Origin of the sequence: Dietzia sp. 179-F 9C3 NHS (assembly GCF_045369825.1) — a bacterium.
GTDB lineage: Bacteria > Actinomycetota > Actinomycetes > Mycobacteriales > Mycobacteriaceae > Dietzia.
In genome coordinates this window covers 187,120-206,444 of the sequence record NZ_JBIQES010000007.1, presented here as the reverse complement: position 1 = coordinate 206,444, position 19,325 = coordinate 187,120, and the positions used below count along the sequence as shown (strand labels likewise).

General features: G+C 71.5%; 15 protein-coding genes and 1 riboswitch. Of the genes, 10 read left to right on the top strand and 5 right to left on the bottom strand.

All coding sequences use genetic code 11. The features are described from left to right. Nucleotides 1-181: 181 nt before the first annotated feature. The 8 genes from metE to ACH0BZ_RS10720 all read left to right on the top strand — a co-directional run bounded on the left by metE (nt 182) and on the right by ACH0BZ_RS10720 (nt 8,527). Nucleotides 182-2,509, top strand: a complete 2,328-nt coding sequence (metE, locus tag ACH0BZ_RS10755; RefSeq protein WP_406898284.1) for a 5-methyltetrahydropteroyltriglutamate--homocysteine S-methyltransferase — start codon at nt 182-184, stop codon at nt 2,507-2,509. A gap of 184 nt (nt 2,510-2,693) precedes the next feature. Continuing rightward, a complete protein-coding gene (locus ACH0BZ_RS10750) occupies nt 2,694-3,332 on the top strand; it encodes a superoxide dismutase (protein WP_406898282.1) in 639 nt (212 codons plus the stop codon). Beyond that, nucleotides 3,329-3,646 (top strand): hypothetical protein, encoded by a 318-nt coding sequence (locus ACH0BZ_RS10745; RefSeq protein WP_406898281.1) that lies wholly within the window; start codon nt 3,329-3,331, stop codon nt 3,644-3,646. The genes ACH0BZ_RS10750 and ACH0BZ_RS10745 overlap by 4 nt, the downstream gene beginning before the upstream one ends. Beyond that, nucleotides 3,643-4,614 carry a class 1b ribonucleoside-diphosphate reductase subunit beta gene (gene nrdF / locus ACH0BZ_RS10740; protein WP_406898279.1) on the top strand — a complete coding sequence of 324 codons (972 nt, stop codon included), beginning with the start codon at nt 3,643-3,645 and terminating at the stop codon, nt 4,612-4,614. The genes ACH0BZ_RS10745 and nrdF overlap by 4 nt, the downstream gene beginning before the upstream one ends. A gap of 50 nt (nt 4,615-4,664) precedes the next feature. After that, nucleotides 4,665-4,787, top strand: a riboswitch (cobalamin riboswitch). A gap of 32 nt (nt 4,788-4,819) precedes the next feature. Further along, nucleotides 4,820-5,827, top strand: a complete 1,008-nt coding sequence (locus ACH0BZ_RS10735) for an ABC transporter substrate-binding protein (protein WP_406898277.1) — start codon at nt 4,820-4,822, stop codon at nt 5,825-5,827. Between the two features lie 17 nt (nt 5,828-5,844). After that, nucleotides 5,845-6,870 (top strand): FecCD family ABC transporter permease, encoded by a 1,026-nt coding sequence (locus ACH0BZ_RS10730; protein ID WP_406898276.1) that lies wholly within the window; start codon nt 5,845-5,847, stop codon nt 6,868-6,870. Beyond that, nucleotides 6,870-7,625 (top strand): ABC transporter ATP-binding protein, encoded by a 756-nt coding sequence (locus tag ACH0BZ_RS10725; RefSeq protein WP_406898275.1) that lies wholly within the window; start codon nt 6,870-6,872, stop codon nt 7,623-7,625. The genes ACH0BZ_RS10730 and ACH0BZ_RS10725 overlap by 1 nt, the downstream gene beginning before the upstream one ends. Nucleotides 7,626-7,630: 5 nt before the next feature. Beyond that, nucleotides 7,631-8,527: an LLM class flavin-dependent oxidoreductase gene (locus ACH0BZ_RS10720; RefSeq protein WP_406898274.1), complete on the top strand. Its 897-nt coding sequence runs from the start codon at nt 7,631-7,633 to the stop codon at nt 8,525-8,527. A gap of 28 nt (nt 8,528-8,555) precedes the next feature. Here ACH0BZ_RS10720 and ACH0BZ_RS10715 read toward each other — a convergent pair whose 3' ends face one another. Genes ACH0BZ_RS10715 through prpD form a run of 4 tightly spaced genes read right to left on the bottom strand, consistent with a single transcriptional unit; the run spans nt 8,556 to nt 15,566 of the window. After that, nucleotides 8,556-11,993, bottom strand: a complete 3,438-nt coding sequence (locus ACH0BZ_RS10715; RefSeq protein ID WP_406898273.1) for a pyruvate carboxylase — start codon at nt 11,991-11,993, stop codon at nt 8,556-8,558. Next, the gene (locus tag ACH0BZ_RS10710; protein WP_406898272.1) at nt 11,990-13,120 is read right to left on the bottom strand and encodes a bifunctional 2-methylcitrate synthase/citrate synthase; all 1,131 of its coding nucleotides are present in this window, start codon (nt 13,118-13,120) and stop codon (nt 11,990-11,992) included. The genes ACH0BZ_RS10715 and ACH0BZ_RS10710 overlap by 4 nt, the downstream gene beginning before the upstream one ends. Beyond that, complete coding sequence (gene prpB, locus ACH0BZ_RS10705) at nt 13,117-14,055, bottom strand: methylisocitrate lyase (protein WP_406898271.1); 939 nt, start codon at nt 14,053-14,055, stop codon at nt 13,117-13,119. The genes ACH0BZ_RS10710 and prpB overlap by 4 nt, the downstream gene beginning before the upstream one ends. Continuing rightward, a complete protein-coding gene (gene prpD / locus ACH0BZ_RS10700; protein ID WP_406898269.1) occupies nt 14,055-15,566 on the bottom strand; it encodes a 2-methylcitrate dehydratase PrpD in 1,512 nt (503 codons plus the stop codon). The genes prpB and prpD overlap by 1 nt, the downstream gene beginning before the upstream one ends. Nucleotides 15,567-15,677: 111 nt before the next feature. Between prpD and ACH0BZ_RS10695 the strand changes: the two genes are divergently transcribed. Further along, the gene (locus ACH0BZ_RS10695) at nt 15,678-17,114 is read left to right on the top strand and encodes a short-chain fatty acyl-CoA regulator family protein (protein ID WP_406898268.1); all 1,437 of its coding nucleotides are present in this window, start codon (nt 15,678-15,680) and stop codon (nt 17,112-17,114) included. Between the two features lie 43 nt (nt 17,115-17,157). Here ACH0BZ_RS10695 and ACH0BZ_RS10690 read toward each other — a convergent pair whose 3' ends face one another. Next, entirely contained in the window at nt 17,158-18,288 is a 1,131-nt protein-coding gene (locus ACH0BZ_RS10690) for a TDT family transporter (protein WP_406898266.1), read from the bottom strand. A 104-nt stretch (nt 18,289-18,392) separates the two neighbouring features. Here ACH0BZ_RS10690 and ACH0BZ_RS10685 point away from each other — a divergent pair, with 104 nt between their 5' ends. After that, a complete protein-coding gene (locus ACH0BZ_RS10685) occupies nt 18,393-19,301 on the top strand; it encodes a LysR family transcriptional regulator (protein ID WP_406898265.1) in 909 nt (302 codons plus the stop codon). The last annotated feature ends 24 nt before the right edge of the window (nt 19,302-19,325 follow it).

The window sequence follows — 19,325 nt, the reverse complement described above, 5'->3', positions numbered from 1 at the left end:
GTATGCCGCCTCGTGGACCGGGCGCGCGGCCGATCACGACACCGACGACGGACCCGGGCCGCACGCCCGGCCCCACCCCGGCGTCCCCTCGGGGCGCCGGCGCGAGCGGTGACGAGGACCGACCTGCGGACCCGGATAAGGGCGGCATTCCACGCCGAACCGCACACGAAGGACGTCCTCAGTGACACCCACCGACACCACGGCAGCGCACACCGTGCAGCCGTTCACCGCCACCGTCCTCGGCGCGCCCCGCATCGGGCCCGACCGGGAGCTCAAGAAGGCCGTCGAGGCCTACTGGGCCGGCACGCTCGACGCGACCGCACTCGAGGCCGTCGCCGCCGGGCTCCGCCGCGACGACCGCGCCCGCATGACGCGCGCGGGACTCGACTCGGTTCCCACCAACACGTTCTCCTACTACGACCAGATGCTCGACACCGCCGTGCTCCTCGGCGCGCTGCCCGAGCGCGTCGCCTCCGTGGCCGATCCGCTCGACCGCTACTTCGCCGCCGCCCGCGGCACCGCCGACATCAGGCCGCTCGAGATGACCAAGTGGTTCGACACCAACTACCACTACCTCGTGCCGGAGATCGCCGACGGTACCCGCTTCGTGCTGCACCCGGAGAAGGTCCTGGCCGACCTCGCGGAGGCGGTCGCGGAGGGTGTGCCGGCCCGACCTGTCGTGATCGGCCCGGCGACCTTCCTCGCGCTGTCCAAGCCGGCCCCCGGGGCGGACGACCCGTGGGGCCGCCTCGACGAGCTGATCCCGCTGTACCGGGAGTTGCTCGCGCTCCTCCGTGACGGGGGAGCGCAGTGGGTGCAGCTCGACGAGCCGGTGCTCGTCACCGATCTCGACACCGACCGGCTGGAGAAGGTGACCGAGGTCTACGGCGCACTCTCGGCAGGCCGTGACCGGCCCGCGATCTGCGTGGCCACGTATTTCGGCGACGCGGGCCCGGCGCTGGAGGCGCTCGGCGCGACCGAGATCGATGCCGTCGCCGTCGACCTCGTCGCGGGCGGTCCGGGCACGCTCGCGGCGACCACCTCGTTCCATGACCGGCTGGTGCTCGCCGGGGTGGTCGATGGCCGCAACATCTGGCGCACCGACCTCGACACCGCGCTCGGCACGCTGGCCACCACGCTCGGCTCCGCCGGGCACGTGGCGGTGAGCACCTCCTGCTCCACCCTGCACGTCCCCTATTCGCTCGAGCCGGAGACGGGTATGGACCCCGCCATCCGCTCCTGGCTGGCGTTCGCCGCCGAGAAGTTCGCCGAGGTGCGGGTCCTGGCAACCGCGCTGCGGGACGGGCGTGAGTCCGAGGCCACCGCATTCGAGGAATGCCGGGCGGCGCTGGCGGAGCGCAGAAGCGACCCGCGGGTCCGTGACATGAGCCTGCGCGGTCGTGTGGACGCCCTCCGGTCCGCCGGCGCGCACCGCGCCCCCGCCGCCGAGCGTGCGGAGCGGCAGCTGGAACGGCTCGACCTGCCGGCCCTGCCCACTACGACGATAGGGTCCTTCCCCCAGACCCCCGACATCCGTCGAGCCCGCGCCGCCCACCGTGCGGGTCGATTGGACGAGGCCGCCTACACCGAGACCATGCGTGCGGAGATCCGCCGGGTGATCGAGCTGCAGGAGCGTCTGGGCCTGGACGTCCTCGTGCACGGTGAGCCCGAACGCAACGACATGGTGCAGTACTTCGCCGAACTCCTCGACGGGTTCGTCACCACGGCGAACGGCTGGGTCCAGTCCTACGGGAGTCGGTTTGTACGGCCGCCGATCCTCTACGGCGATGTGCGCCGTCCACGCCCGATGACCGTCGAATGGGCCGCGTACGCACAGTCACTCACCGACAAGCCGGTCAAAGGCATGTTGACGGGCCCGGTGACGATCCTGGCGTGGTCGTTCGTCCGCGACGATCTGCCGATCGCCGACGTCTCCGATCAGGTCGCGCTCGCGATCCGCCAGGAGACGGTGGACCTGCAGGGTGCCGGGATCGCGATCGTCCAGGTGGACGAGCCCGCGCTGCGCGAACTCCTCCCGTTGCGGGCGGCCGACCAACCGGCCTACCTCGACTGGGCGGTGCGGTCGTTCCGTCTGGCGACCTCGGGAGTGGCGGACGCGACCCAGATCCACACGCACCTGTGCTACTCGGAGTTCGGCGACGTGATCGACGCCATCGCGGGTCTGGACGCCGACGTCACCTCGATCGAGGCCGCCCGCTCGCACATGGAGATCCTCGGGGACCTCGACGCAGCGGGCTTCGCCAATCAGGTGGGCCCGGGTGTCTACGACATCCACTCACCCCGGGTGCCGAGCGTGGACGAGATCGTGGGTCTGCTCCGCGAGGCGGTGGACGCCATGGATCTCGATCGTCTGTGGGTCAACCCGGACTGCGGACTCAAGACCCGCCGGGATGAGGAGGTCGAGCCGGCGTTGGCGGCGATGGTCGCGGCCACCCGGCAGGTCCGGCAGGAGGCCGCGGCCGACCGGTTCACCGGAGCCGCGCGGTAGGAGAGGGGGTAGATCCGCCTCCGGCGGGTCCCGAGAAGGGGGCGCGGGTCCGACAGGGACCCGCGCCCCTCGGGCGTGAGACACCTCGAGCCGTGAGTTCGGGGAGTGAAATGATAATCTTCAGTTACCCGAAATCCGAGGCCGCGGAGTGCCGCACCGCGGCCGTGACCGCACAGGGAGCACGATGACCTACTCGCTGCCCGATCTCGCCTACGATTACGGGGACCTCGCCCCCGCGATCACGGGCGAGATCATGGAACTCCACCACTCCAAGCACCACGCCGCCTACGTGGCCGGCGCCAACAACGCCACCGAGGCACTCGCGGAGGCCCGCACGAACCGCGATACCGGCAGCCTCCCGGGCCTGGAGCGGGCCCTGGCGTTCCACCTCTCCGGCCACGGTCTGCACTCGCTGTTCTGGCGCAACCTGTCCCCGGACGGTGGGGGCCGGCCCGAGGGCGAACTCGCCGCCGCCGTTGACGAGTTCTTCGGCGACTTCGACGCCTTCCGTGCCGAGCTCAGCGGGGCCACGAGCACCATCCAGGGGTCGGGCTGGGGTGCGCTGTCCTGGGATCCCGTCGGTGCGCGTCTCGTGGTGCACCAGGTCCATGACCACCACGCCAACGCCGCCCTGCTCAGCAGCCCGCTCCTCGTCTTTGACGCCTGGGAGCACGCCTTCTACCTGCAGTACCGCAATGTCAAGGCCGACTACGTGGATCGACTGTGGAATCTGGTGAACTGGGACGACGTCCAGGCCCGCTTCGACGTGGCCCGCGCCGCGACGGTGCCCCTCGACCTGCCCGCGACGGGGGGTGGGCGATGACGGCCAGGGACCGCGACCCGGCCGGCGGCGCGGCCGACGACCTGGCCTGTGACACGGCCGCGAGCTGGGCCGAAGCGATCGATCTGTTCCGCGCCGCGCACCGGGGCGATCAACTGGCGGGGCGCATGATCCTCGACACCACCGGCGATCTCCGGCAGCTCACCGAGATGCTGCTCCAGCTCGTCGAAGTTCACCTGCTGGATGCCGATGACGACGCACTCGCCCGGTTCGTCACCGCGGCGGCCCGGTGCGGCCCACCGCCGCGTTACGGAAGCCGGCCGTTCGCCGGGCACCGCCCGAGGAGGGTCCCGTGACCACCCCCGGACCGATCGAGCGCGAGCACGCGATCAACTGGAACGACATCCCCGACCCGGTGGACAAGACGGTGTGGGACCGGCTCACCACCAACTTCTGGCTCCCGGAGAAGGTGCCGGTGGCCAACGATCTGCCGTCGTGGGGCCAGCTGGACGAGGTGCACCGCGAGCTCACGATCCGTGTCTTCACCGGCCTGACCCTCCTGGACACCGTCCAGGCCACGGTGGGGGCGGTGAGCATGATGGCGGACGCGGCCACTCCCCACGAGGAGGCGGTGTTCACCAATCTGGCGTTCATGGAGTCGGTGCACGCCAAGAGCTACTCGACCATCTTCTCCACTCTGTGTTCCACCCCGGAGATCGAGGCCGCCTTCGCGTGGTCGCTGGAGAACGAGCTCCTCCAGAACAAGGCGCGGATCATCGCCGCCCACTATCGGGAGGAGGATCCGTACCACAAGAAGATCGCCTCCGTCCTGCTGGAGTCGTTCCTGTTCTACTCGGGGTTCTTCCTGCCGTTGCGGTTCGCCTCACGCGGGATCCTCACCAACACGGCGGACATCATCCGGCTCATCATCCGGGACGAGGCGGTACACGGCTACTACATCGGGTACAAGCTGCAACAGATGCAGAGGGGGCTGACCGCCGCCGAGCGCCGGCAGCACGAGGAGTTCGCGCGCGCACTGCTCGACGACCTCTACCGCAACGAGCTCGATTACACCGCCTCTCTCTACGACCCGGTGGGCTGGACCGCGGACGTCATCCCGTTCCTGCGGTACAACGCCAACAAGGCGATGGCGAACATGGGTCTGGAGCCCACCTTCGACGCCGCGGACAGCCGACCCGACCCCGCCGTTCTCGCGGCGATGGACCCGGGGGCGGGGGAGACCCACGACTTCTTCTCGGGCTCGGGCAGTGCCTATGTGATCGGCCGGAAGGAACAGACGTCCGACGACGACTGGGCGTGGTAGCCCCCTCGCGGGGGTGGCGGACCAGACCCTGGCCGCTCGGGCTAGGCTCGGGCGGTCCAACGGGGGACGACGACCACGGGTGAAAGTCCGGTGAGATTCCGGCGCGGTCCCGCCACTGTGAACGACATGATCGTCGTGAGCCAGGGAGCCCTGTCGTCCCCAATCCCTGATCCTGGGGCGCGAGACCCCCGGAGAGGCTCACATCATGAAGACCGTTCTGCTCCGTCGTGCCGGCTCCGCGGCCGTGGTCGTGTCGCTCTGCCTCGTCGCCGCCTGCGGCTCGCCGGTCGAGGACATCACGGCGGCCGGAGACACTTCCGTCGAATACACCGACGTGAACAACTGTGGGGTCACCACCGAATACTCGACCGTCCCCGAGCGGGCGGTCTCTCTGACCTCCAACGCGACCGAGACGATGCTGGAGTTGGGGCTCGAGGACCGGATGGCGGGGACCGCTTACATGCGTGGCCGGGAGATCGCCCCCGCCTACACCGATCAGTACGCGATGGTCCCCGTCCTGTCGAGCGAACAACCCACCAGGGAGCAGTTGCTGGCGGTCGATCCCGACTTCGTCTACTCGGGGTACCCGGACGGCTTCGGTGAGAGGACCGGGCACACCCGCGATCAACTCGCCGAACTGGGTATCGACAGACACCTCAACCCGGAAGGGTGCGCGACCGAGCCGGTGTCCGTCGAGAACATCTTCGCCGAGATCGGCACCATCGGTGGGATCTTCGGCGTGTCTGACAGGGCCGAGGAATCGATCGCGGCGCTGCGGGCGCGGCTTGACGAGGTGCGTGCCGCCGTCCGCGACAAGGAGCCGATCCGCGTCTTTCTCTACGCCTCGGGTACGGACAAGGCGCAGACGACCGGCGGGAACAGCATGGCGACACGACTCATCGAGGCCGCCGGTGGTGAGAACGTCTTCGCCGATGTGCCGGAGCGGTGGATGAGTGTGTCGTGGGAGCAAGTGGCGGAAAGGCGGCCCGATGTGATCCTCGTCCGTGAGGAGGGCACCACCCCGCAGTACCGGTCGCCGTCGGTGGCGAAGAAGATCCGGGATCTCGAATCGGTGCCGGCGATCGCCGGCACCCCCGCGATGACGGCCGGTGCGTTTTCCACCATCACGCTCTCGCAGCTGCAACCGGGTCCGTTCTCGATCGATGGCGTCGAGCACCTCGCGGAGCAGTTCCACGGCGTCGCGACGCGATGATCGGGCGCGGGACTCGTGTGAACGCCGCTGTGGTGGTCGGGGCGGCGATCGCGACGCTGGTCGCGTTGATGATCGTCGGCGTGATGGCGGGTTCGGTGGCGGTCGATGTGGGCACGACCGTCCGGATTCTCGGGCACCGGATCTTCGGCCCGAGGGTGGTGACACCGGACTGGACGCGGGCCCAGGACCTCATCATCGCCGACACGCGGCTGCCCAGGGTTCTGCTCGCGGCGGTGGTCGGCGCCGCACTGTCCCTGGTGGGCACGATGATCCAGGCGGTCGTCCGCAACCCGCTGGCCGGCCCGGGCATCCTGGGGGTGTCCGCCGGGGCGTCAACCGGCGCGGTGGTCGCGTTGCGGTACGGGTCGGTCGAGGGGTGGGGGCCGGCTGTGCTCCCGCTCGCAGCCTTCACCGGCGCCCTCCTGGCTATCGTCACCGTGGTGGGGGTCTCTCGCGGGGCCGGTGCCATGGACCCGGTTCGACTCGTCCTGTCGGGGGTCGCGATCTCGGCGGTCCTCAGTGCGGTGACCTCGCTGCTCGTCCTCACCGCCCCCGATCCGAGTCTGGCAGGCCAGGTGCTGCAGTGGACGCTCGGCGGATTCGGTGGTGCCCGGTGGGGCACCCTGGTGATCCCCGTCGCGGCGCTGGCCGTGGGGGTGATCCTGGTGACCCCGCTGGCACGGAATCTCAACGTCCTGTTGACGGGGGACGAGTCGGCGACGGCGCTCGGCGTGAACGTGCCGCGGCTCCGGGTGATCCTGGTGATACTGTCCGCGATCCTCACCGGCGTGATGGTCGCGGTGAGCGGGGTTATCGGCTTCCTCGGACTCATGGTTCCGCACATGAGCCGCCTCCTCGTAGGCGGCGATCACCGTCGTGTCCTGCCCGTCGCGTTGCTGATCGGGGCGTCGTTCGCTGTCGGCACGGACATGGTGGCCCGCACCGCGGCGCCGCCGGTCGAGATCCCGGTGGGCATCGTCACCGCGCTCGTCGGAGGCCCGTACTTCGTGTGGTTGCTGCGGCGCACGGGTCGGTGGTCGTGATGCTTGTCTTTGACGACGTGTGTGTGCGGACTGCGGAGCGCGTACTGCTTGACGGCGTGTGCCTCGAGGTGGCGGAGAACGAGATCGTCGGCTTGGTGGGTCCCAACGGGTGCGGCAAGTCGACCCTGTTGAGAACGGCGTACCGGGTCCGCCGTCCCGACCGGGGCTCGGTGACGTTGCAGGGCAGGGACGTGTGGCGCGAGCCGGTGTCTTTCGTCGGACGACACATCGGGGTGGTGGCTCAGGCGTTCGCCCTGGACTTCCCGCTTACGGTGGCGGAGGTCGTGATGTTGGGACTCGCGGCGGCCAAGGGGCTGTTCGAGGGGGACGACGAGGAGGACCACGCCCGTGTCCTCGAGTGTCTCCGAGAGGTGGACATGACGGATCGAATCCGCGACGAGTTCGCGACACTCTCGGGCGGAGAGCGGCAACGAACGCTCATCGCCCAGGCGCTGGTGGGAGACCCGGAAATGCTGTTGCTCGATGAGCCGACCAACCACCTGGACCTGCACTACCAGGTGGACCTCATGCGACTGGTGAGACGTCGGGGGGTGACGACGCTGGTCGCATTGCATGATCTGGACCTGGCGGGCCGGTACTGTGACCGGATCGCGATGATGGCGGGCGGCACGATCCGTGCGGTGGGCACGCCCCGCGAGGTCCTCTGTCCGGAGCTGCTCTCGGAGGTCTACGACGTCGACGCGATGGTGCTCGATCACCCGGTCGACGGCTCACCGATGGTGGTTCTCCGATGAGGCGGATGGGTGTGCTCACGCATGTCAGTGGGCACGAGTCGGCACGCCACGTCTACGACCGGACGATCCGGCTGGCGCAGGCCGCCGAGTCGGCCGGTGTCGAGTCCTTCTGGGTGGCCCAGCACCGGTTCGGTGCGCAACGGGGGCATCTGCCCTCGCCGCTCGTCCTCCTCGGCGCGATCGCGCGAGAGACCGGTCGCATCCGTCTGGGAACGGCGTCGATCGCCGCGCCACTGGAGGATCCGCGTCGGTTGGCCGAGGACGTGGCCGTCGTCGACACCCTGTCCGGTGGCCGGATGGAACTGGGCCTGGGGAGCGGGTCGGACCCCGCCGCGTCCGCGCTCTGGGGACTCGACCACGACCGGCGTCACCGGCGCATGTGGGAGGTGGTGGACGAGCTACGGCGACTGTTCGATTCCGGAGACCCGGACGCCGGCACCCGGTTGGTGCCCCCCGTCCCGGGCGTCCCCTCGAGAATGTGGGTCACCGCGGGAAGCGCGGAATCGGTGGCCGCGGCGGCAGAGCGGGGCATCGGGCTCATCGCCGGCCGTGGCAGGGTCGGCGCCGAGGGGCCCGCCGGTGAGGACCGGCGGGCCGCGGGCCTCGTGGACGACTACCGGGCGGCCGGCGGCGTGCGGGTCGCGATCTCGCGACCGGTCATCGCTACGACCGACCCGACGGCTGTGGTGGCCGCGGTCAACCGCCGCGCTCGTGAGGACGGGTCCGATGCGAGCGGGATCGCCATCGGGACCCCGACCGAGATGCGTCAGCGCTTCGACACCGATCCCGGCGTGATGCGCGCCGATCTCGTGCTGATCCACACCCGCCCGGTCGAGATCCCGCTGGCCGTGGAGATGGAGAGTATCCGGCTGCTGGCCGAGGAGGTGGCCGCGCGGCGGTGAGCCCGCGGGCCCCTACCGCGGGCCGCCCTCACCCGATCACCAGGAGCAGATCGCCCCCCTCGACCTGGCGGGGTCCCGGTACCAGAACCCGGTGGACCGCCCCCGCCACAGGGGCGCTGATCGCCGCCTCCATCTTCATGGCCTCGATCGTGCCCACGCGCTCTCCGGCCGCGACCGTGTCCCCCTCGGCCACCTCGAGGGTGACCACACCCCCGAAGGGGGCGGCGACCTGGCCCGGATCCGTGCGGTCGGCCTTCTCCGCGACCGGTGCCGACGATTCGACCGATCGGTCCCGCACGAGGACCGGACGGATCTGCCCGTTGACGACGAGGACGACCGACCGCATGCCCTTGTCGTCGGGCTCCCCGATCGCCTCGAGCCGGATGAGGACCTCCACCCCGTCCTCCAGGGCGACCCGATGCTCCTCACCCTGCCGCAGCCCGTAGAAGAACTGGTTCGCGGAGAGGTGGGAGGTGTCGCCGTAGCGGCGCCGGTGCTCGGCGAACTCGGCCGCGGGGCCGGGGAAGAGCAGGCGGTTGAGTGCGTCTCGCCGGGCTGGGCCGGGGCCGGTGAGGGCGGGGGCGTCCCCGGCGGGGACCTCGTCGACCTCGGGCGGGCCGTCGAGCGGCGCCGAACCCCGGGCCTCCAGCACGACCGACCGTAGCGGCTCCGGCCAACCGCCGGCCGGCGTCCCGAGCTCACCGCGGAGGAATCCCACGACCGACTCGGGCACGTCCACCCGGGCCGGCTCGTCCGCGAACTCCTCCGCGGTGATCCCCGCGCCCACCAGGGCCAGCGCCAGGTCCCCCACGACCTTGGACGACGGCGTGACCTTGACCGGTCTGCCCAGCACCCGGTCGGCTCCGGCGTAGGCGGACTCGACGGCCTCGAAGCGGTCGGCCAACCCCAGCTCCCGGGCCTGGGCCCGCAGGTTGGACAGCTGACCGCCGGGGATCTCGTGCGTGTACACGCGACCGGTCGGGCCCGGGGGAGCCGCCTCGAAGGGGCGATACACGGCGCGCAGGGCCTCCCAGTACGGTTCGAGCGAACACACCGCGTCCAGGTCCAGGCCGGTGTCCTGCTCGGTGTGCGCGAACGCGGCCACGATCGCCGACAGTGGTGGCTGACTGGTGGTCCCGGCCATCGGGGCGCTCGCCCCGTCGACCGCGTCGGCTCCCGCGGCCACGGCGGCCAGGTAGGTGGCGAGCTGGCCGCCCGGCGTGTCGTGGGTGTGTACGTGGATCGGCAGGTCGAACTCGCGGCGAAGCGCCGAGACCAGGGTCGTGGCGGCCTGGGGTCGGAGCAGCCCGGCCATGTCCTTGATCGCCAGGACGTGGGCACCGGTGCCGACGATCCGCTCGGCCAGGCGCAGCCAGTGGTCGAGCGTGTACAGGTCCTCGGCGGGGTCCGAGAGGTCACCCGTGTAGCTCATCGCCACCTCGGCCACGGCGGTGCCGGTCTCCAGCACGGCGTCGATCGCCGGTCGCATGGCCTCGACGTCGTTGAGGGCGTCGAACACCCGGAACACGTCGATGCCCGTCCGCGCGGCCTCGTCGACGAAGGCGCGGGTCACGCTCTCGGGGTACGGGGTGTACCCGACGGCGTTGCGGCCGCGCAACAGCATCTGCAGACACAGGGTGGGCATGGCCGTGCGGAGGCGTTCCAGCCGCTCCCAGGGGTCCTCACCGAGGAACCGCAGCGCCACGTCGTAGGTCGCCCCGCCCCAACACTCCACGCTCCACACCTGTGGAGTGAGTCGGGCGACGTGCCCGGCCACCGCCTCCAGGCCGGAGGTGCGCACGCGCGTGGCGAGCAGCGACTGGTGGGCGTCGCGGAAGGTCGTGTCGGTGACGGCGACGGCGGGCTGCTCGCGCAGGGCTCGGGCGAACCCCGCGGGGCCCAGCTCACGGAGCAGGTCCCGGGACCCGGCCGGCGGATCGGAGTCCCGCAGCACCGCCGGGAGCTCGGGCAGCTTGTCGCGCGGATAGACGGTCGCCGGCCGCTCGCCGTGCGGGCGGTGGACGGTGACGTCGGCGAGGTACTCCAGGAGCCGCCCGGTGCGGTTGCCGCTCACCCGGTCGGCGAGCAGATGGGGGCGTTCGGAGATGAACGACGTGGTGACCCGACCGGCGAGGAAGTCCGGATCGTCCAGGAGCGAGCGGAGGAAACCCAGGTTGGTGGCCACGCCGCGGATCCGGAACTCCGCCAGGGCACGCCGCGCCCGCCGCACCGCGGTGGGCAGGTCCCGCCCCCGGCAGGTGAGCTTGACCAGCATCGAGTCGAAGTGGCCGCTCACCTCCGCCCCGAGGTGGGCGGCCCCGTCGAGCCGGACGCCGCTGCCGCCGGGGGAGCGGTACACGGTGATCCGCCCGGTGTCGGGGCGGAACCCGGCGGAGGGGTCCTCGGTGGTGATGCGGCACTGCAGCGCGGCGCCGCGCAGGGTGATCGACTTCTGGTCCAGGCCCAGGTCGGCGAGCGTCTCCCCGGCCGCCAGCCGCAACTGTGCGGACACCAGGTCGACGTCGGTCACCTCCTCGGTGACGGTGTGCTCGACCTGGATGCGCGGGTTCATCTCGATGAACACATGGCGTCCGGCGGAGTCCACGAGGAACTCGACGGTCCCCGCGCACGTGTAGCCCACGTGACGGGCGAAGGCCACGGCGTCGGCGCAGATCCGGTCCCGCAGCGCGGGGTCGAGGTGCGGGGCCGGGGCGATCTCCACCACCTTCTGGTGGCGGCGCTGCACGGAACAGTCCCGCTCGTAGAGGTGGAGGACCTCTCCCGTGGCGTCGGCGAGGATCTGCACCTCGATGTGCCGGGGGTCCACGACGGCCTGCTCGAGGAAGACCCGCCCGTCGCCGAACGCCACGGCGGCCTCGCGTGAGGCCGCCCCGATCGCCTCCCGCAGCGCCGACGCGTCCGGGCCGGGCTCCTCGACCAGCCGCATTCCGCGCCCGCCGCCCCCGGCGACGGCCTTGACGAACAGTGGGAACGTCATGCTCTGCGCGGCGCGGGTCAGGGTGTCGACGTCCTGGGACGGCGGACTGGAGTCGAGGACCGGTACGCCGGCCTCCCGCGCGGCGGCCACCGAGCGGGATTTGTCCCCGGTGAGGTCCAACACCTCGGGGCGCGGTCCCACGAAGGTGATCCCGGCGCGCTCGCAGGCCCGGGCCAGCCCGGCGTTCTCGGAGAGGAATCCGTATCCCGGGTAGACGGCGTCCGCGCCGGTGGACTCGGCAAGGTCGACGATCGCGTCCACGTCGAGGTAGGCCCGTACCGGGTGACCCCTCTCGCCGATCTGGTAGGCCTCGTCTGCCTTCGACCGGTGCACCGAGTGTCGGTCCTCGTACGGGTAGACGGCGACCGTCGCGGCACCGAGTTCGTAGGCTGCGCGGAAGGCGCGGACGGCGATCTCCCCGCGGTTGGCCACGAGGACCTTCCGGAACCCCGTCGTCTCGGGCGTCACGAGGCCTTCACCTCTCGCTGCGGCACGCCGTCGTAGGCGCTGAGCGGCCGGATGAGGGCGTTGGAGGCGGTCTGCTCCATGATGTGCGCCGTCCAACCCGCGACCCGGGAGGCGACGAACAGCGGCGTGAAGAACTCGACGTCGAATCCGAGGAGGTGATAGGTGGGACCGGACGGGAAGTCGAGGTTGGGCTTGATCCCGGTGCGGGCGTCCATGGCGGCGGCCATGGCGTCATACATCCGCACCCACTTCTCGCCGCCGTGGACGGCCGCCACGTCGCGGAACGCGCGATCCATGGTGGGTACCCGCGAGTCCCCACGCTTGTAGACCCGGTGCCCGAAGCCCATGATCTTCTCCTTGGCCTCGAGCCTGGCCTCCACCCAGTCGGCGGCCCTGGCGGGGTCGCCGATCTCGAGCATGTGGTGCATCACCGCCTCGTTGGCGCCGCCGTGCAGGGGGCCCTTGAGCGCGCCGATCGCGGCGGTGATAGCGCTGTAATAGTCCGAGGTGGTCGAGGTGACGACGCGCGCGGTGAAGGTCGAGGCGTTGAAGGAGTGCTCGGCGTAGAGGATCATCGAGGTGTCGAACGCGCGCACGTCCGCCGCCGCGGCCTCACCGAAACACATGTGGAGGAAGTTCTCGCTGTAGGACCGGGTGTGGTCCGGCGGGATCGGGTCGAGTCCGCGGCGCCGGCGCAGGTCGACGGCGATGACGGTGGGCAGCACGGCCAGCAGGCGCAGGCCGTGCGCCCGCAGGGATCTCGGGTCGGTGGCGTCCTCCTCCGGATCGCGGGCGCCGAGCCAACTCACCACCGTCCTCATGACGTCCATCGGGTGTGCCGAGCGCGGCATCTGTGCGACCAGGTCGAGCAGGGCACGGTCGGCACGGCGGGCCGCCCGTTCGCGCTGACTGAACAGGTCGAGTTGGCCGCGGGTGGGCAGCTCGCCGTACCAGAGCAGATAGGCGACCTCCTCGAAGCTGCAGTGCGCGCAGAGGTCCTGCACGGGATAGCCGCGGTAGGTGAGCGAGTTGGTCTCGGGGACGACCTTGGACACGGCAGTGGTGTCGACGACGACGCCGGCCAGTCCCTTACGGATCTCGGTGGCGGACGGTGCGGGAGTGGTCATTGCCAGAACCCCTTGGTGAAGAGTGCGGAATCGAACCGGTTGAACTCGGCGTAGCGGTTCAGCTCGTAGAGCCGCTCGCGGTGCTGCATGCGGTCGAGCCAGCCGGTCTGCGTGCCGGTGGTGGCGATCTCGCGCAGGGCGTCCTCGACGGCGCCCATGGCGATGCGCAGGGTGGTGACGGGGTAGATGACGGCGTCGTAACCGATCTCGGTGAGCGTGTCCGCGCCGACGAGCTCGGACTTGCCGAACTCGGTGAGGTTGGCCAACAGCGGCACGTCGACCGCTGCCCGGAACGCCTCGAACTCGTCCGCGCCGGTGAGGGCTTCGGTGAAGATCATGTCGGCGCCTGCATCGGCGTAGGCCCTTGCCCGGGCGATCGCGGCGTCGAGTCCGTCCGTCGCGCGGGCGTCGGTACGGGCACAGATCACGAAGGCGTCGTCACGCCGCGCGGACACGGCCGCCCCGAGGCGGCGCACCATGTCCTCGATCGGCACGACCGATTTGCCGTCGAGGTGACCGCAACGCTTGGGGTTGACCTGGTCCTCCAGGTGGCAGCCGGCGATCCCTGCGTCCTCGAGCTCGCTGATCGTGCGGGCGGCGCTCATGGGTTCGCCGAACCCGGTGTCGGCGTCCACCAGCACCGGCAGGTCGGTGACGCGCGCGATCTGGCGGCTGCGGTCGGTCACCTCGGTGAGCGTGGTGAGGCCGATGTCCGGCAACGCCAGGTCCGCGGAGAGGACGGCGCCGGAGACGTACACGCCCTCGAATCCGACGTCCTCGACGAGTCGGGCCACCAGCGGGGAGAAGGCACCGGGTAGGCGGCAGATCTCCGGGGCGGCCAGCGCCGTCCGCAGCGCCAACCGCTTCTCGTGGGCCGTGGTGACACTGGAGTAGAGACCGGCCGGCGAGTCGGGTGTGGCGTCGGCGGGGCTCATCAGAACACTCCGCCGGGGATCTGCGGGGCTCGCGTGATCGCCGAATCGGTGAGGACGACGTTGAGCTGGTCCAGCTCGCCCGCCGCGAGGTCCGGGGTGCGCTGGGCGGCGTCGAGGAACCGCTCCTGCTCGGCGTCCGAGACCAGCCCCTCGGCGAGCGTGTGGAACTTGGCGATGTACTGCTCGCGTGCGAAGGGCCGGGCGCCGTAGGGGTGGGCGTCGGCGACACCGATCTCGTCGGTGAGCACGGTGCCGTCGGTCAGGGTGATCTCGGCTCGGCACCCGAAGGCCTTCTCCGCGGGGTCGGTGGAGTGGTAGCGGCGGGTCCACTCCGGGTCCTCCACGGTCGAGATCTTCCGCCAGAGTGCGACGGTCTCCGGTCGCCGGGCCCGCTCCGGGGCGTAGGAGCGCTCGTGGTGCCAGGTGCCGTCCTCCAGCGCTACGGCGAAGATGTACATCACCGAGTGGTCGAGGGTCTCGCGGCTGGCCTGCGGATCGAACTTCTGCGGGTCGTTGGAGCCGGTGCCGATCACCACGTGGGTGTGGTGGCTGGTGTGCAGGACGACCCTCTCGATCGCCGAGAGGTCGCCGATGCGCTCGCGCATGCGGCGGGCCAGGTCGATGGGGGCCTGCGACTGGTACTCGGCGGAGTGCTCCTTGGTGTAGGTGTCGAGGATGCCCCGCTTGGCCTCGCCGGGCTCCGGCAGGGGGACGGTGTACTCGTGCCCGGGCCCCGAGAGCAGGCGCGCGATCACGCCGTCCTCGCCCTCCCAGATCGGCGACGGGGCCCCCTCGCCGCGCATCGCGCGGTCCACGGCCTCGACGGCCATCTTCCCGGCGAAGGCCGGGGCGAACGCCTTCCACGAGGAGATCTCGCCCTTGCGGGACTGTCGGGTGGCGGTGGTGGTGTGCAGGGCCTGGCCGATCGCCTGGTAGACCGTCTCGGTGTCCAGCCCGAGCAGGGTGCCGATTCCCGCGGCGGCCGACGGGCCGAGGTGGGCCACGTGGTCGATCTTGTGCTCGTGCAGGCAGATGCCCTTGACCAGGTCCACCTGGATCTCGTAGCCGGTGGCCAATCCTCGCACGAGGTCGGCGCCGGTGCGCCCGGCGTGCTGGGCCACGGCGAGGATCGGTGGGATGTTGTCGCCCGGGTGCGAGTACTCGGCGGCGAGGAACGTGTCGTGGAAGTCCAGTTCGCGGACGGCGGTGCCGTTGGCCCACGCCGCCCACTCGGGGGAGACGCGTCCGCGGAGACCGAAGACCGTCGCCCCGGCACCACCCCGGCTCACCGGGTGCGCGACGGCCTGAGCGCGCGCGGTGGACGGCGGGCGGCGCAAGACGGAGGCGACGGCGACGGCGGCGTTGTCGATGATCCGGTTGACGATCATCTCCTCGACCTCGTCGGTGACGGCGACGGGGTCGGTGGCCACCTCGGCGATCTTCCAGGCGAGGTGCTCGGTGCGGGGGAACCGGTCGGCGGACGGGCGCGTCCGAATGGTGTGATTGTGCATGATTCGCACCGTATGCACCGGGTGGCCACCCGGTATAGATGCTGCTCATGCGTATTTCTGTGGCATGAAGTGACGATTTCTGCGAATGGTGCGACAGGGTAGGGTCCGGTCATGGCCAAGCACTTCGCGGGCGCGCGGATCCGGCGACTCCGCGCGGAGATCGGCGTGAGCCAGGTGGAACTGGCGCGCCGCCTGGACCTGTCCACGAGCTACCTCAACCAGCTCGAGAACGACCAGCGTCCCCTCACCGTCCCGGTGCTGCTGCGACTCACGTCCACCTTCGACCTGGACGCCGGCTTCTTCTCCGACGACGCCGAGGCGCGACTGGTGGCCGACGTCCGGGCGGCCCTGGCCGACGGCGGCGCCCGCATCGACGCCGGGACCGACGAGTCGGCTGTGGCCGCCGAGCTGGTGGCCCGGTTCCCCGACATCGCGCGACACCTCGTGGCGCTGACCGGACGGCTCGACGGGGCCGCCGCGGAACCGGCCGACGGCGGGGTCGACGGGCAGCGGGCGTACGAGGGGGTTCGGGACTTCTTCTACCGCCGTCGTAACCACATCGCGGAGCTCGACGCCGCCGCCGAGGAGTTGGCCGCCCGCTTCCCCGAGGTGGGCGCGGCGGTCGAGCCGGAACTGCTCCGGTGGATGCGCGAGGAACTGGGGGTGCGGGTCGAGACGGTCCCCGTGGACGAGCCCGGGGAAGGGCACGAGGGCGACCGGGATCGGCCCTCGATCGGCGTCGGGTTCCGCCGCCGCTACGACCGCGAGCGCCGGTGTCTGTCCCTGCCCGCCGACGCCTCGGCGGGTCGCCGCTGCTTCCAGATGGGCATCCAGATCGCGTTCCTGCGCCACGCCGACCTGGTGGACCGGATCGTGGCGTCGGAGACGGGACTGGACGAGGCGACGCGCGCGCTGGTCAGGGTGGGGTTGGCCCAGTATTTCGCGGGTGCCCTGGTCCTGCCGTACGGTCGCTTCCTCGACGAGGCGCGTCGGCGCCGCTACGACGTGGAGCTGCTCGCCCAGCGGTTCGGAGTGGGGTTCGAGACCGTCTGCCACCGCCTGTCCACCCTGCAGCGGCGCGGCGCCCGCGGGGTGCCGTTCCTCTTCCTGCGTACCGACCGCGCGGGCAACATCTCCAAGCGGCAGTCCGCCACCGCGTTCCACTTCTCGCGCTCCGGTGGCAGCTGCCCCCTGTGGGTGGTGCACCGGGCGTTCGAATCGCCGCGACGGGTCGTGCGGCAGGTGGCGGAGATGCCCGACGGGCGCCGGTACCTGTGGATCGCCCGGACCGTCACCGGTCGCTCGCACGGCTTCGGTGCGCCGACGCCGGAGTTCGCGGTGGCGCTGGGATGCGCGATCGAGCACGCCGACCAGCTCGTGTACTCGCGGGGGCTGGACCTGTCGGACCGCGCGGCGGCCACGCCGATCGGGGCCGGTTGCCGCGTCTGCGACCGGCGGGACTGTCTGCAGCGGGCCTTTCCGAGGTCGGGTCGCGACGTGATACCGCCCGAGGACGGGCAGGGCGCCTCGCCGTATGCCTCGGCCTAGCTCGGGACTCGCCGTACGCCTCGGTCGTGCCCGCGGCCGCGCCTCACTCCTCGGCCTGTGGGCGGGCGCGACGGCTCCGGACGTGCGCGGCCGCGCGCCCCACGGCGACGAGGCTCGCGGTGGCACACAGGGTCCATGTGCCCACGAGGGTGAGCGTAAGGGCGGTGTCCGCGGCCTCCCCGGCGGGGGAGGACAGGGAACGACCGAGGAGTCCCGCGCCGAGGGCGAGGGTGCCCACCGGGAAGGTCATCGCCCACCAGCCGGGCGAGAAGGGCATGCGTCGGGCGGCGCCGCGCAGGCAACCGACGGTGGCGTAGGCGGTGAGCGGCACCCCCAGCGCCAGGATCATGACGGCCCCGTACCCGTCGGCGAGGGCGCGCGCCGCCTCGCCCGTCCCGGAGGTGGCGAGGCGGTCCATCCGCAGCGCGATGGACTGCGCGGCGGCGGTGGACTGGCCGACCACGCCGAGGGGGATCCACAACGACGGCAGCAGGGCATCCGGCAGCGCCTCCCGCCGGAGGTGGTGGTGGTAGGCGCGGGCGAAGATCGCCAGGCCCGGCACCAGTGCCAGGAGGAAGCAGCCGACCAGGACCGTGAGCAGCGCGACCTGGGCCCCGCGCCCGGCGAGGTGGTCGACGAGCGTCGCACCGGTGGTGGCGGAGACCATCGGCGGCACCACGGGGAGACCCCACGGCGGCGCGGGAGCGCCGAGCTCGTGTGCGCGCAGCCCCCACACGAAGGATACGGTGGTGTAGACGCCCAACAGGGTGCCGAGGGTCCAGAGCGCCGCGTCCACCGCGATCGCCGCCGAGCCCCACCCCGGGGCCACGAGCGGAACCACCGTGGCGGTGGCGGACCCCATGGCGAGCAGCCCCATCGAGGTGGTCCCCCACGCCGGGGCCTGCGCGTGGTCCCGCAGGGATCCCGACAGGCTCTCCTGTCGGCGGGCACAGCGGACGCCGAAGGCCGTCGACAGCCCCAGCACGAGCACCCAGCCCACGACGAACAGCACGGATGCGGCGGGGAGCGCGCCGGGGATCCGGTCGTGGTGCTGGGCCAGGAGGGTGGAGAGGATTCCGGTGCCCATTACCGAGGGAAACCACGCCGGCCCGGCCGCGGGAAGTGCCGGGCGTGGGGCGGGGCGGACCGGGCGGGTGGCCAGAGCGGTGGACATGTCCACCATGGTCGCGGCGGCACCCGGCGTCCGGTAGGGGGCTCGTCGTGGTGGGGTCACAACCGCGATGTGTGACCGGGGACGGACCGCCTAGAGTGAACCGGGTGAGCGTACCCACCCATCTGCCGGATCTCGCCGCGCTCGACGTCCTGGTGGTGGTGGCGCGGCGGGGCTCGATGGGGTCGGCGGCCGAGGAACTCGGGCTGAGTCAACAGGCGGTGTCGGCACGGGTGCGGTCGGCCGAGACCCTCCTCGGGGTGGCGGTGTTCCGCAGATCCGCCCGCGGAGTGCAGCTCACCGCGGCGGGTCGGAGCGTGGTGACGTGGGCCGACGAACTGCTACGCGCGGCCGCCGAGTTCGACGGCCGGGTGGCCGACCTGCGGGGCGACCCACGAGCGGGCGCCACGATCGCGGCGTCCAACACGGTTCTCGAATGGCTGTTCCCACAGTGGGCCGCCCGGCTGCGTGGCCGGGCACCGGAGGCGCGGATCACCGTGCGGCCGGGCAACTCCGGCGACGTGATCGACGCCGTCCGCCGCGGCGAGGTCGACCTGGGCTTCGTCGAGTCGCCCGGCGTCCCACGGGACCTGGACTCGCTCGACGTGGCGATCGACGAGCTGCTCGTGGTGGTCCCGCCGGCCCACCGGTGGGCGCGGGCCCGCGAGCCGCTGACGGTGCGCGAACTCGCCGCGACCCCTTTGATCGTCCGTGAACCCGGGTCCGGGACCCGGTCCACCTTCGAGGAGGTGCTGCGGGCGCGGGGTCTGGAGCCCGCGGCGCCGCTCATGGAACTCGGGTCCACCGCGAGCGTGACCTCCGTGGTGATCACGGCGGACGCCCCGGCGGTGCTGTCCTCCCTCGCCGTACGCGGGGCCGTCGAGTCCGGTCGCCTCGCGGTGGTCCCCGTGGCCGACGCGTCGTGGCCACGTGTCCTGCGGGCGGTGTGGCTCCGGGGCCGCCGCCCCCGCGGGGTGGCCGCCGACCTGCTCCACGTAGCCACCGCCGACCGCTGACCCCGAAAGCAGCGGAGCGGGAAT